The organism is Stagnimonas aquatica, from assembly GCF_003730135.1.
In the GTDB taxonomy this organism is placed as follows: Bacteria; Pseudomonadota; Gammaproteobacteria; order Nevskiales; family Nevskiaceae; genus Stagnimonas; species Stagnimonas aquatica.
This window is the reverse complement of sequence record NZ_RJVO01000004.1, coordinates 24,863-38,303: the sequence shown is the minus strand read 5'-3', so window position 1 is coordinate 38,303 and position 13,441 is coordinate 24,863. Positions and strand designations below refer to the sequence as shown.

General features: G+C 67.3%; 11 protein-coding genes. 3 read left to right on the top strand and 8 right to left on the bottom strand.

Annotation, left to right across the window (positions count from 1 at the left end):
• Positions 1-5: 5 nt before the first annotated feature.
• The 8 genes from ED208_RS09720 to ED208_RS09685 form a co-directional block, all read right to left on the bottom strand.
• Positions 6-716 (bottom strand): YebC/PmpR family DNA-binding transcriptional regulator, encoded by a 711-nt coding sequence (locus ED208_RS09720; RefSeq protein ID WP_123211710.1) that lies wholly within the window; start codon positions 714-716, stop codon positions 6-8.
• A 16-nt stretch (positions 717-732) separates the two neighbouring features.
• A complete protein-coding gene (locus tag ED208_RS09715; RefSeq protein ID WP_158608498.1) occupies positions 733-1,338 on the bottom strand; it encodes a YfaZ family outer membrane protein in 606 nt (201 codons plus the stop codon).
• A gap of 10 nt (positions 1,339-1,348) precedes the next feature.
• Positions 1,349-2,797 carry a dihydrolipoyl dehydrogenase gene (lpdA, locus tag ED208_RS09710; RefSeq protein WP_123211708.1) on the bottom strand — a complete coding sequence of 483 codons (1,449 nt, stop codon included), beginning with the start codon at positions 2,795-2,797 and terminating at the stop codon, positions 1,349-1,351.
• A 50-nt stretch (positions 2,798-2,847) separates the two neighbouring features.
• A complete protein-coding gene (locus ED208_RS09705) occupies positions 2,848-3,951 on the bottom strand; it encodes a porin (RefSeq protein WP_148044724.1) in 1,104 nt (367 codons plus the stop codon).
• Between the two features lie 96 nt (positions 3,952-4,047).
• Positions 4,048-5,283, bottom strand: a complete 1,236-nt coding sequence (gene odhB / locus ED208_RS09700) for a 2-oxoglutarate dehydrogenase complex dihydrolipoyllysine-residue succinyltransferase (RefSeq protein WP_123211706.1) — start codon at positions 5,281-5,283, stop codon at positions 4,048-4,050.
• A gap of 49 nt (positions 5,284-5,332) precedes the next feature.
• Positions 5,333-8,173, bottom strand: coding sequence for a 2-oxoglutarate dehydrogenase E1 component (locus tag ED208_RS09695; RefSeq protein ID WP_123211705.1), 2,841 nt, complete (start codon positions 8,171-8,173; stop codon positions 5,333-5,335).
• A gap of 100 nt (positions 8,174-8,273) precedes the next feature.
• Positions 8,274-9,182 (bottom strand): UTP--glucose-1-phosphate uridylyltransferase GalU, encoded by a 909-nt coding sequence (gene galU, locus ED208_RS09690; RefSeq protein ID WP_123211704.1) that lies wholly within the window; start codon positions 9,180-9,182, stop codon positions 8,274-8,276.
• A 70-nt stretch (positions 9,183-9,252) separates the two neighbouring features.
• On the bottom strand, positions 9,253-10,128 hold the full coding sequence (locus tag ED208_RS09685) for a MaoC family dehydratase (protein WP_123211703.1): 876 nt from the start codon (positions 10,126-10,128) through the stop codon (positions 9,253-9,255).
• A gap of 99 nt (positions 10,129-10,227) precedes the next feature.
• On the opposite strand from ED208_RS09685, the gene ED208_RS09680 reads away from it, so the two are divergent.
• From ED208_RS09680 to ED208_RS09670, 3 genes are read left to right on the top strand one after another with little or no spacing between them, the layout of a single operon-like run.
• Positions 10,228-11,667 carry a CobW family GTP-binding protein gene (locus ED208_RS09680; RefSeq protein WP_123211702.1) on the top strand — a complete coding sequence of 480 codons (1,440 nt, stop codon included), beginning with the start codon at positions 10,228-10,230 and terminating at the stop codon, positions 11,665-11,667.
• Positions 11,664-12,671 (top strand): WD40 repeat domain-containing protein, encoded by a 1,008-nt coding sequence (locus ED208_RS09675; protein WP_123211701.1) that lies wholly within the window; start codon positions 11,664-11,666, stop codon positions 12,669-12,671. The genes ED208_RS09680 and ED208_RS09675 overlap by 4 nt, the downstream gene beginning before the upstream one ends.
• Positions 12,668-13,375, top strand: coding sequence for an esterase/lipase family protein (locus ED208_RS09670; protein WP_123211700.1), 708 nt, complete (start codon positions 12,668-12,670; stop codon positions 13,373-13,375). The genes ED208_RS09675 and ED208_RS09670 overlap by 4 nt, the downstream gene beginning before the upstream one ends.
• The last annotated feature ends 66 nt before the right edge of the window (positions 13,376-13,441 follow it).

Below are 13,441 nucleotides of genomic sequence, written 5' to 3'. Positions count from 1 at the left end.
GCTGGCTACAGCGCGGCGTTGTGATAGACGTCCTGCACGTCGTCCAGGGCTTCCAGGGCATCGAGCATCTTCTGCAATTGCTCGGCGGCCTCGCCCGCCACCGCCACCCGGTTGGCCGGGCGCATGGTGACTTCCGCCTGCAAGGGCTTGAGTCCCGCCGCCTCCAGGGCTTTCTTGACGGCCTCGAACGCGGCCGGCGCGGTGATGACATCGCAGTAGCCATCTTCGCTGACCACGTCGTCGGCACCGGCTTCCAGCGCGATTTCGAGGATCTTTTCCTCGTTGGCGGCGCCATCCAACTCGAAGATCAGCTCGCCAACCTCGGAAAACTGGAAGGCCACCGAGCCGCTGGTGCCGACATTGCCGCCGTACTTGCTGAAGGCGTGACGGACGTCGGCGATGGTGCGCGTCGGGTTGTCGGTCATCGCGTCCACCATCACCGCCACGCCGCCAACGCCGTAACCCTCGTAGCGGATTTCCTGGGTGGCATCCGCACCCTCGCCCGCCGCGCGCTTGAGCGCCCGCTCGACGGTGTCCTTGGTCATGTTGGCATCGAGCGCCTTGTCGATGGCAATGCGCAAGCGCGGATTGCCGGCGGGGTCGATGCCGCCGGCCCGCGCCGCCATGCTGATCTCGCGGATCAGCTTGGTGAAAACCTGGCCGCGCTTGGCGTCCTCCACGGCCTTGCGGCCGGCGATACTGGGTCCACGTCCCATAGGGGTTCCGCTAGAGCTAGAAGTTGAGACGAATGCCGATGTGACCGGAGGAATCCACCTCGCCGTCACCACCGGCCTCGGGCTTGAGATTGACCAGGCGATAGCCGGCGTAAACCGCCGCCGCGCGCACCACTTCGAATTCGAGATCCAGCGCCACCTCGTGGTAGCTCTTCAGACCGGAAAAGCTGGTGAGTTCCGGCGCGTACCAGCCGTAGCCGGTGACACCAACGCGCTCGTAGCCCGGCCAGCGGACATCGAATTGGCCACCGAAGGCCAGTGCGCCGCCGCTGGCGGAGTCGCCGGCCAGCTCGCGGTCGGCGTAGATCAGCCGCGCGCCCAGGCCGGCGGCCGCCTCGGCACCACGGGCACCGACATCGCCGGTGGCCAGCACCCCGAAGTGCGCCAGTTTCAGCTCGGCGTCCTTGGCGTCGGTCGAGTTGTCCTCGCCCTGCTTGTAGATGAAGCCGGTGTCGTACTGACCGGAAAGATTGCCGGCCAGCCGGGACAGCGGCCCGGACAGAAAGCCACGGAAGCTGTCGGGCCCAAGGTTGAAATCCACCGACTCGGCCCGGGCGAGACCGCTGGCCGCCAACAGGCCGAGAGCGAGACTGAGTTTGCGCATCCGCCCCACCCTACTTCTTCTTGTTGAGGGCGTGGATCGCGCGCCCATCGACCGCCAGATAGGCCTCGTGCAGGGCCTCGGCCAGGGTCGGATGGCCGTGCATGGTCAGTTGCAGATCGGCGGTGGTGGCACCGAATTCCAGCGCGACGATCACCGACTGCAGAATTTCCGAGACGTAGGGGCCGACCATGTGCACCCCGAGGATGCGGTCGGTCTTGGCGTCGCTGATGACCTTGACCGTGCCCACCGCCGCTTCCAGCGCCTTGGCGCGGCCGTTGGCGGCGAAGGGGCTGGTGCCGGTCTTCACCTCGTGGCCCTTGGCCTTGGCCTGCTCTTCCGAGAGGCCCGCCCAGGCGACTTCCGGCGTGGTGTAGATCACGCTGGGGATGGCGTCGTAATTGACCTCGGTCTTCTCGCCGTGCAGCTGCTCGACCAGGGCGATGCCCTCCTCGATGGCCTTGTGCGCCAGCATCGCGCCGCCGACCACGTCGCCGCTGCCGTAGATGCCCGGGATGTTGGTGCGGTAGTGCTTATCGATCTTGAGGAAGCCGCGCGCGTCGAGTTCCAGACCGATGCCTTCGGCGTTCAGGCCCTTGGTGTAGGGCCGGCGACCGACGGCGACGATCAGCTTGTCGAAGGTCTCGGTCTTGATCGCGCCTTCCGACTCGAACTCCACCACCACTTCCTTGCCGACCAGCTTGGCGCTCTGCACCTTGGCGCCGAGACGGATGTCCAGGCCCTGCTTGGCGAACTGCCGCTGCGCGTCCTTGGCGATGGTGGCATCGACCATCGGCAGGAAGGTCGGCAGCGCTTCGAGGATGGTGACCTTGCTGCCCAGGCGCGCCCAGACGCTGCCCAGCTCGACGCCGATCACACCGGCGCCGATGATGCCCAGGCGGGCCGGCGGCTCGGTGAAGTCCAGGGCATCCCAGCTGTCACAGATGTACTGGTGATCGAAGGGCGCGATCTTCAGTTCCACCGGCTCGGAGCCGGTGGCGACGATGATGTGCTTGGCCTTGAGCACCTGCTTGTCGCCGGCATGCGGGGTGTATTCCACTTGGCCGTTGCCGAGCAGCTTGGCGGTGCCCTCCATGCCCACCACGCCGTTGGCCTTGAACAGGCCGGCGATGCCGCCGGTGAGGCTGGAGCAGATCTTGGTCTTGCGCGCCTGCATGGTGGCGATGTCCATCGCCACGCCGGAGACCTTCACGCCGTGCAGCGCCAGCTCGTGATTGGCCTTGTGGAACATCTCCGAGCTTTCCAGCAGGGCCTTGCTGGGAATGCAGCCGGCGTTGAGGCAGGTGCCACCGTAGGCCGGCTTGCCGTCACGGTTGAGCCAGGCGTTGATGCAGGCCACCTTCATGCCCAGCTGGCCGGCGCGGATCGCCGCCGGATAGCCGCCAGTGCCGCCGCCGATCACCACTACATCCCAGTCACCACTGCTGTCAGTCGCGCTCACGTTGTTTCACTCCTCGCTTCGATGCCGCGCATTGTAACGGCGGCCAAGGGCTATTCCGCAGCCGTCTCGTCGTCGCCGCCACCAAAGGAGAAGGGATAGAGCTTGACGTCGAAGTTGATGCTCACGCCGACCGCGATGGAGCTGCTGTCGCCGCCGGTATCCAGCGACACCTGCCGGGCGGCCAGGTAGGCATTGGTGTTCGCGTTCAGCTTGCGGAACAGGCCCAGGCTGTAACCCTGACCGGACAACTCCGGGCTGCCGGGCTTGAAGTCCAGGTAGCCGAAGCTGCCGGCCAGACGCAGGGTCTCGCTCAGGGCATAGGTGCCGGCCAGGTAGTAGTAGCGACGCGCATCCGGCTCGGAGGCGACATCGACGTTCTCGAAGGAAACACCAAGGCTGTATCGCGGCGCCGTGTAGGCCGCGTAGGCCCGGTAGCTGGTGGACACACCCGGCGAACCAGCGACCGCCAGCAACTCGTTGCGGCCAGCGTCACCGGCCGCGAAGGCGGCGACGTTCTCGATCTTCAGATACTGCGCGCCGACGGTGGCCTGGGTGCCCTCGACCAGACCGGGCACGGTGAGCGAGCCGCCAGCGCTGTAGTCCATCTCGTCGTTGGGGGCGTCCTTGTCGTTCAGGAACACCGCCGCATTGAGCCGCAACTGGTCATACAGGTTCGGCGTGCTATAGCCGATCATGTTGCGGGAATAGCCATTGCTGAGATTGGACAAACCATAGCTGGCGCCCTCGCTCTGGGCGCGGCCGTTGAAGCCGGCGACGCTGGTGTCGTAGAAGGGATCGAGGCGCTCGCCACTCAGGCGGTACTCACTGGCCTTCTTGCCGGCCAGCAACTGGCCGTAGGCGGTATCCACGCCCAGATAGATCTGCCGCTCAGGCTCGATGCCGGCCTTGTCGTTGCGCAGGCCCCGATCATAGACGCCGAACAGCCGCGCATAGTCGTTCTTGACGCTGCCCTTGAGGCTCAGCCGCGAGGCGTTGTTGGTGCCCTCGAACTGGTCTTCGCCGGTCTCGAAGTCGGACTCCAGATAGCGCAGGGAGCCGGCCAGGTAGGTGTTGAGGTTCAGTTCGGTTTCCAGGGCCTGGGCGGGCACGGCGACCGCAGACAGCATCAGGGCGGCGGGGGCTAGACGGCGCATTCTTCCTCTCCTTTGAACGATGGCTGATTGTGACCGGCGCGAAACAAAAAAGCGCGCCCCTCCGGGGGCGCGCCAGGGCTTGCGCGGCGACTCGGCTTACAGATTGAGCAGCAGGCGCGCAGGATCTTCCAGGCACTCCTTGATGGTGCGCAGGAACAGCACCGCCTCGCGGCCGTCGATGATGCGGTGATCGTAGGAGAGCGCGAGATACATCATCTTGCCCTTCTTCAGCCGCTTGACGGTGCCGTCGGCGTTCAGCTCGACATCGAGCAGGCGCTCGTTGATGCCGTGCATGCCCAGGATGGCGCTCTGGGGGGGGTTGAGGATGGGCGTGGAGATCAGCGAGCCGAATACACCGCCGTTGGTGATCGAGAAGGTACCTCCGGTGAGATCTTCCAGCGACAGCTTGTTGTCCTTGGCCTTGGTGCCGAAGACGCCAATGGCCTTCTCGACGCCGGCGAGCCCGAGCAGGTCGGCATCCTTGAGGATCGGCACCACCAGACCGCGCGGCGAGCTGACCGCGATGCCGATGTCGTAGTAGTTGTGATAGACGATGTCGCCGCCGTCGATGGAGGCATTGACCGCCGGGAACTTCTTCAGCGCCTCGACCGCCGCGCGCACGAAGAAGCTCATGTAGCCGAGCTTGACGCCGTGGGTCTTCTCGAACTGGTCCTTGTACTTGCCACGGATGGCATCGACCGCCGACAGGTCCACCTCGTTGAAGGTGGTGAGCATGGCGGCGGTGTTCTGCGCTTCCTTCAGCCGCTCGGCGATGCGCGCGCGGATGCGGGTCATCGGCACCCGCTCCTCGCTGCGCGGCGCGGCCGGTGCCGCGGCCACCGGAGCCGGAGCGGGCGCTGCGGCCTTGGGCGCCGCCGCCGGCTTGCTGGCGGCATAGGCCTTGACGTCCTCGACGGTCAGGCGACCACCCCGGCCGCTGGCGGGAATGCCTTCGGCCGACAGGCCCAGTTCGGCCAGCAGCTTGCGCACTGCCGGCCCCTGCACGTCCTCGGCGCTGGCGGCGCTGGTCGCCGCCTCGGCCTTGACCGGCGCAGCAGCAGCGGCTGCGGGTGCCGCCGGCGCGGCCGCCGCCGCGCCCTCGGTGAGGATGCCGATCACGTCGCCGGCCTGCACCGTCGCGCCGGGCTGGATGCGAATCTCGGTGAGCACGCCGTCGGCGGTGGCCGGCACTTCCAGCATCACCTTGTCGGTTTCCAGATCCACCAGGTTCTGCTCGCGCTTGACCGTGTCGCCGGCCTTGACGTGCCAGGTGGCAACCGTCGCCGAGGACACCGACTCCGGCAGGTTGGGGACTTTGATTTCGATGGCCATGTGGCGCTGTTCTCCGACGTGTTTGTTTTGCGGGTTATGCGAATGCGGTTCAGACCGGCTGGCCGCCGGTCAGTGCGGCGGCAACGACTTCCGCCTGTTCCTTGTTGTGCACCTTCAGGTAGCCGACCGCCGTGGTCGAAGTGCCGGCGCGGGTGGCGTAGAGCAGCTCGTGCTGATCGCCCAGGTAGGCGGCCAGGCGATGCTTGATCTGATACCAGGCGCCCTGGTTCTCCGGCTCTTCCTGCGCCCAGACCACCTGCTTGGCCTTGGGATAGGCGGCAAGCGCGGCCTCGTACTCGGCGCGCGGGAAGGGATAGAGCTGCTCGATGCGGACGATGGCGACGTCCTTCAAGCCTTCCTTCTCGCGGGCGGTGACCAGCTCGAAGTAGAGCTTGCCGGAGCAGAACACGATGCGCTTGACCTTCTTGGCGTCGAGCGCTTCGGTCTCCGGGATGATCGGCTGGAAGCGGCCCTTGGTGAGGTCGTCCAGGGTCGAAACCGACTGCGGATGACGTAGCAGCGACTTCGGGGTCATCACGATCAGCGGCAGGCGCAGGCTGCGCTTCATCTGCCGGCGCAGCATGTGGAACATCTGCGCCGGGGTCGAGGGCACGCAGACCTGCATGTTGTTGCCGGCGCAGAGCTGCAGATAGCGCTCCAGGCGGCCCGAGGAGTGCTCCGGCCCCTGCCCTTCATAGCCGTGCGGCAGGAACATCACCAGGCCGCAGAGCCGCGCCCACTTGGCGTAGCCGGCGGCAATGAACTGGTCCACCACCACCTGGGCGCCGTTGGCGAAGTCGCCGAACTGCGCTTCCCAGATCACCAGCGAGTCCGGGTCGGTGGTCGAGTAGCCGTACTCGAAACCGAGCACGCCCTCTTCCGACAGCAGGGTGTCGTTGATGATGAATTTGTTCTTGTCGCTGTGCAGATGGCGCAGCGGCGTGACCCGCTCGCCGGTCTTGGCGTCGTGGATGGTGGCGTGGCGGTGGAAGAAGGTGCCACGGCGCACGTCCTGGCCGCAGATGCGCACCGCGAAGCCCTCGTTCACCAGCGTGGCGTAGGCCATGGTCTCGGCAAAGCCCCAGTCCATCGCCAGCTCGCCGGCCGCCATCTTGGCGCGGTCGTCCATGATCTTGGCGACGCGAGGATGCAGGGTGAAGCCTTCCGGCAGCGCCAGCAGCTTGCCGGCGAGCACGCGGATGCTGTCCTGCGACACCGAGGTATCGACCGGATCGCTCCACTCGCCCTTGCCGTACAGCGACCAGTTGACGGTGTACTGGTTGCCGACGAAACCGAGCGTGGCACGGGCGATGTTCTCGCCCTTGTCGAGGCCGTCGCGGTAGGCGCGGATCAGCTTTTCCGGCTCGTCGCTAGCCACCACCTTCTCGCCCACCAGCTTCTGGCCGTAGAGCGTCAGGGTGGTCGGCAGCTTCTTGATGGTCTCGTACATCACCGGGCTGGTGACGCTGGGCTCGTCGGCCTCGTTGTGGCCGAGACGGCGGTAGCAGCAGATGTCGACGATCACGTCCTTGTGGAAGGCGTTGCGGAAGTCCATCGCCAGGCGGGTGACGAACACCACCGCGTCCGGGTCGTCGCCGTTCACGTGGAACACCGGCGCTTCCAGCATCTTCGCGAGGTCGGTGCAGTAGCGGCTGGTGCGCGCCTCGTGGCCGGGGTTGGCTTCGATCGGGTTCGGGGTGGTGAAGCCGATCTGGTTGTTGACGATCACATGCAGGGTGCCGCCGGTGCTGTAGCCCTTGCTGTGGCTGAGCTGGAGGGTTTCCATCACCACGCCCTGGCCGGCGAAGGCGGCGTCGCCGTGGATCAGCACCGGCACCACCTTCTGGCCGATGTCGTCGTGGCGGCGGGTCTGGCGCGCCTTGACGCTGCCTTCCACCACCGGATTGACGATCTCCAGATGCGAGGGATTGAAGGCCAGCACCAGGTGCAGGCGCTTGCCGGCCACTTCCACGTCGGTGGAGAAGCCCTGGTGGTACTTCACGTCGCCGGCGCGGGTCAGGCTCTCGGCCGAGTACTTGCCCTCGAACTCGGCGAACAGATCCTTGGGCGACTTGCCGAGGATGTTGATCAGCACATTGAGACGGCCACGGTGGGCCATGCCGATCACCATCTCCTCGGCGCCGGCCTCGGCGCTGGCGCGCATGGCTTCGTCGAGCGCCGGGATCATCGCCTCGCCACCTTCCAGCGAGAAGCGCTTCTGGCCGACGTACTTGTTGTGCAGATAGCGCTCCAGACCTTCAGCGGCGGTCATCTGCAGCAGCACTTCCTTGCGGCGCTCCGGCGGCAGCTTGGGCTGGTAGACCTGGGCTTCGAGACGCTTCTGGATCCAGCGCTTCTGCGCCGTCTCGGTGATGTACATGTACTCGGCGCCGATGGTGTCGGTGTACACCGCCTTCATCAGCTTGATGATCTCGCGCAGCGGCAGGCGGTCGGCGTAGGCGAGGCTGCCGGTGTTGAACACCGTGTCCATGTCCTGCGGCGACAGGCCGTGGAAGGTCGGGTCGAGATCCTGCAGCGCCGGGGTCGGCGCCAGACCCAGCGGGTCCAGCTTGGCCGCCTGGTGACCGCGCACGCGGTAGTAGTTGATCAGCCGCAGCACGCCGGCCTGCTTTTCGGCCGCCACCGCGTCCATCGAGGTCGCCGGGGCGACCACCGTCTTCGGCTGCTGCGCCAAGGCCTCGAACCGCGCCCGGACCGGGCCATGCGGAACATCCCCCGCGCCGTTCAGGCTGCGGAAGTAGTTGCGCCAGGTCTCGTCGACCGAGTTCGGGTCTTCGAGAAAGCGCTCATAAGCCTCTTCCACGTACACGGCGTTACCGCCGGAGATCGAAGAGGTGGCGACCAGGGTGTTGTACTTGCTACCGCTCATGCATTCTCCCGCCGGGTAGGGATCGGTCGGGGCTTTAAGCCGCTGAAAGCTGGCCTCGAAACGATTTGCGCCGCCCGGCGGCGGCGCTGTTGGGGTTTGCTTATTTCTTGGCCTTTTCGGCCTTCTCGGGCTTTTTCCAGTCGCCGGTCAGCTCACCGAGGTACTCGCGGAAGTCGCCAGCCAGCTCCGGATGCTTGAGGCCGAACTCGACGTTCGCCTTCAGGTAGCCGAGCTTGCTGCCGCAGTCGTAGCGGGTGCCCTCGAATTCATAGGCCAGCACCGTCTGCTCCTGGATCATCTGGCTGATCGCGTCGGTGAGCTGGATTTCGCCGCCGGCACCGCGCTGGGTGCGCTCCAGCAGCTTGAAGATGCGCGGCGTCAGGATGTAGCGGCCGACGACGGCGAGGTTGCTCGGCGCGTCTTCCTTCTTCGGCTTTTCGACGATGCGGCGGATCTCACCCAGGCCCGGGGCCACCGGCTGGGTCTCGACCACGCCGTAGCTGCTGACCTCGTCCATCGGCACCCGCTGGGTGGCGATGACGCTAGTGCCGTATTCCTGGTAGACGCGCTGCATCTGCGCCAGGCAGGGACGCAGCTTGCCGTCGATCAGGTCGTCCGCGAGGATCACCGAGAAGTCCTCGTCACCCACCGCCGGCCAGGCGCAGAGCACGGCGTGGCCCAGGCCCAGGGCTTCGGCCTGGCGGATGAAGATGCAGGTGATGCCGGGCGGCAGGATTTCCTGCACCGTCTCCAGGAGCTTGGTCTTGTTGCGGGCGGCCAGCTCGGCCTCCAGCTCGTAGGCCTTGTCGAAGTGATCCATGATCGAATTCTTCGAACGGCCGGTGACGAAGATCAGCTCTTCGGCGCCGGCGGAGATCGCCTCCTGCACGGCGTACTGGATCAGCGGCTTGTCCACCACCGGCAGCATTTCCTTGGCCGAGGCCTTGGTGGCCGGGAGGAAACGGGTGCCGAGACCGGCGACCGGGAACACCGCTTTGCGAATCCGCATGTAAAGCTCCGTAAGTTGTCGTGAGTTTTGGCCGGGCCGCCCGGCCTCCCAAATGTTCGCGGCGCGTACTTTACTTCAGGCTGCCGTCCAGGCGGCCACTCAAATGCAGCTTTCCACCCTCGCGGGCCAGTAGATCAAAGTCGAATCCCTGGTTGCGAGCCTGAAACTTGAGGGTGACCCGGCTGGGCAGCAGCAGCGGCTGCTTGAAGCGCACTTCCAGCCGCGCAGGCGCCTGATCCAGTTGCGGCAGCAGCTCGCCCAGGCAGCGGGCGACGCTCCACATGCCGTGGGCGATGGCGCGGGGGAAGCCGAAGGCCTTGGCGGTGAGCGCGTAGAGATGGATGGGGTTGTAGTCCTTGGAAACCGGTGCGTAGCGGCGGCCGATGTCCTCCGGCACGCTGAACGGCCGGTACTGCGCGGCGGCGGCCGGCGGCGGCGGGGGCGGCGCCTTGCGCGCGCCCGGCTTGCCCGGCAGGCGGTGCAGGACGGTGGTCACCGCGCTCCACACCGGCTCGGTGCCGGCCAGCAGCTCGGTACGCAGGTCCACTTCGAGGCCCTGCGGCACCCGACGGCTGTCACCGACCTGCACGCGCAGGTCGTAGCTGGCGTCGAGGTCGAGCACGGCCTTCTGCTCGATGACATTGGCGATATGCACCATGCCCAGCAGCGGGAAGGGGTAATTGGACTGGAGCAGCACATGCATGTGCAGCGGTGCGGCCAGCACCTGCGGGTAGGTGAGCGCGAACGTGCCCTCCGGCAGGCCGCAGACGGCGTTGTAGGCGGCGATGTGCGCCGCATCGAAGCGCAGGCCACGCAGGGTCACGGCATTGGCCGGGATGCTGGAACTGGCCTTGCCCTTGCGGCGGGCGGTCAGGGCGGCGCGGCCGAACAGCGGGCCGGTCTTGGGCAGGGCGGTCAGGTCGGGCAGGACGAGGGCAGCGGTCATCGGGCGCGGACGGGGTCTGTTGGTGGCCGGGGGCGCGATGATAACCCTTAGCGCCCCTTAAACTACGCCCCCTTTTCGGGCTACCCGCAGGCCAAGCACATGGCGTCCAAGATCCCCGTTACCGTCCTCACCGGCTTTCTCGGCGCCGGCAAGACCACCCTGCTCAACCGCATCCTCAGCGAGGAGCACGGCCAGCGCATCGCCGTGATCGAGAACGAGTTCGGCGAAATCGGCATCGACCAGGCCCTGGTCATCAATGCTGACGAAGAAATCTTCGAGATGAACAACGGCTGCATCTGCTGTACGGTGCGCGGCGACCTGATCCGCATCCTCGGCCAGCTCCTGAAGCGCCGCGACAAGTTCGACCGGATATTGGTCGAGACCACCGGCATGGCCGACCCCGGCCCGGTGGCACAGACCTTCTTCATGGACGAGGACATGAAGGCGCAGTTCGCGCTTGATGGCCTGGTCACCGTGGTCGATGCCAAGCACCTGCTGCTGCACCTGGACGACAGCGAGGAGGCGCAGAAGCAGGTCGCCTTCGCCGACGTGATCCTGCTCAACAAGTGCGATCTGGTCACTGAGGACGAACTGGATACGGTCGAGCGGCGGGTGCGCGGCATCAATGCCATGGCCAAGCTCATCCGCACCACCAATGCCGCCGCGCCGATCGAGGCGGTGCTGGATGTCGGCGGCTTCGATCTGTCCCGCGCGCTGGAGCTGAACCCCGAATTCCTGGCCCCCGAATACCCCTTCGAGTGGGCCGGCCTGTACAAGATCGAGTCCGGCGCCGAGCTGGTCGCCGGCGCCTGCGGCCACGGCCATCATCACCACGGTCATGGCCACGATCACGGTCATGGCGACCACGACGATCACGACGAACACCACCATCACGGCCACGATCATGACGCCCACGCGCTGACCCTGGCGCTGCTGCCGGTCCCGGCCAGCGGCGAGGACGCCCTCAACAGCGCCGCCGACAAGGCGGTGCGGGCCTTCGCCAACAAACCCGAGCCGCGCGCGCCCGGTAGCCCGCTGGAGCCGTCGATGACGCCCTGGACGCTCGACCTCTCCGGCGATCACGCCCACTTCCCGATCCGCGTACCTGCGGCCGGCCATTACGTGCTGCTGACCGAGCACGCGCCGGAAGAGCACCACCTGAGCCTCAAGAAGCCGGACGGTAGCCCACTGCGCCCCACGCTCAGCAAGCACTACGAGCACAGCCACGAGCACGAGGCGGGCGTCAGCAGCGTCGGCATCCGTCTGGACGGCGTGGTCGATCCCAGCCTGTTCAGCGGCTGGATGAGCGCGGTGCTCTCCACCCAGGGCAACGACATCTTCCGCAGCAAGGGCATCCTCAACGTCGCCGGCCGCGACCGCCGCTACGTGTTCCAGGGCGTGCACATGGTCATGGACGGCCGCGAGGACGCCCCCTGGGGCAGCGCCGAGCGCGGCAACACCCTGGTGTTCATCGGCCGCAATCTCGACCGCGAGCGGCTCACCGACGGCTTCAAGGCCTGCCTGCGCCAGCCCGCATGAGCAGCGCCCTCACCCCCGCCTGGCAGGCGACGCTCGACGACTACCCCACCGCCCTTGCCGCCTCCCGCGACGGCAGCCTGATCGCCGCCGGCACCGCCAGCGGCCAGGTCTTCGTCTTCGACGCCAGCGCCGGCGATCGGCTGCACACACTCGACGCCCACGCCAACGGTGTGCTGGGCCTGGCCTGGGGCCGCAAATGGCTGGCCAGCGCCGGCCAGGATGGCCACGCCAGGCTCTGGGATGCGCGCCAGGGCCAGGCCCTGGCCGCGCTGCCCGGCAAGTCCGCCTGGGTGCAGCACCTGGCCTGGACGCCGGACGGCAAGCGCCTCGCCAGCGCCGGCGGCAAGACCGCCCGGCTCTGGGACGAGAGCGGCACCCAGCTACAGGAGTTCACCGCGCCCGCCGGCATCAACGGCCTGGGCTGGAACGGCGTCGGCGGCCTGCTCGCCGCCGCTGCCGGCAGCGAGGTGCTGGTCTGGCGCGCCGTCGATGGCGGCCTGGACCGCACGCTGAAATGGGCCAGCACCCTGCTCAACCTCAGCTGGAGCCCGGACGGCAAGGTCATCGCCTGCGGCTGCCTGGACAAGTCCGTGCACTTCTGGCGCGCCGGCCCCTGGGTCGACTCGCGCATGGGCGGCTACGCCCGCAAGCCCCAGGCCCTGGCCTGGAGCGGCGACGGCAAGCTGCTCGCCACCACCGGCGAGGACGCGATCATCGTCTGGAGCTTCACCGGCAAGGGGCCGGAAGGCAGCCGCCCGCTGCAACTGCTGCACCACCTGCGGCCGCCGGAAGTGCTGGCCGCCCATGCCAAGCAGCCCCTGCTGCTCTCCGGCGGGCCCGACCGCGCCGTGCTGCTGTGGAGCCTGAAGAGCGAGGAGCGGCCGCTGGGCCTGGACCGGCTGGAAGACAGCGTCGCCAGCCTCGCCTTCAACCCGGTCGCCAAGCTCGCCTATGCCGCCGGTGCCGACGGTCAGTTGCGCGCCTATTGGATCGACCTGCCATGAGCTTCCCCAAGCCCAGCGTCCCGAGCCCGCTCGCCCCGCCCTCGCCCTGGCTGCTGCTGGCCGAGGCCACCGTCGGGCTGGAATTCGTACGCGGCCTGATCGGCTCCACCCGCGGCCTGCCGCGCGGCCAGGGACCGGTGCTGGTGGTGCCCGGCTTTCAGGCCAGCGACCGAGAAACCGCGCTGCTGCGCCACAAGCTCTCCGCGCTCGGCTACACCGTCTACGGCTGGGGCCAGGGCCGCAACCACGGCAAGACCGGCAAGCTGCTGCCGCCCCTGGTGCAGCGCGTGCGCGAACTCGCGGCCCGGCATGCGCTGCCAGTGAAGCTGGTCGGCTGGAGCCTGGGCGGCGTGCTCGCCCGCGACGTCGCCCGCGAGGCACCGGAAGCGGTGGCACAGGTGGTCACCCTGGGCTCACCCATCGTCGGCGGCCCCAAGTACACCGTGTTCGCCAAGGGCTATCGCAAGCAGGGCATGGACGTGGAGCAACTCGCCAGCAAGGCCGACGCCCGCGAAGCCAGCCGCCCGCTCCCCTGCCCGGTCACCGCCATCTACACCCGCCGCGACGGCATCGTCGCCTGGGGCAGTTGCATAGACCCCAACCACGCGGTCGAGCACCGCGAGACGGCCGCCAGCCACTTCGGCCTGCCGTTTCATCCGCAGACGCTGCGGCTGATTGCGCAGGCTTTGGCGGCAAGGGCCTAGGGCAAGGGCTTGCCGGGATTGAGGCCTGAACCCGGGCGATTCGCCAGAATCTGAATTCGATTCAAC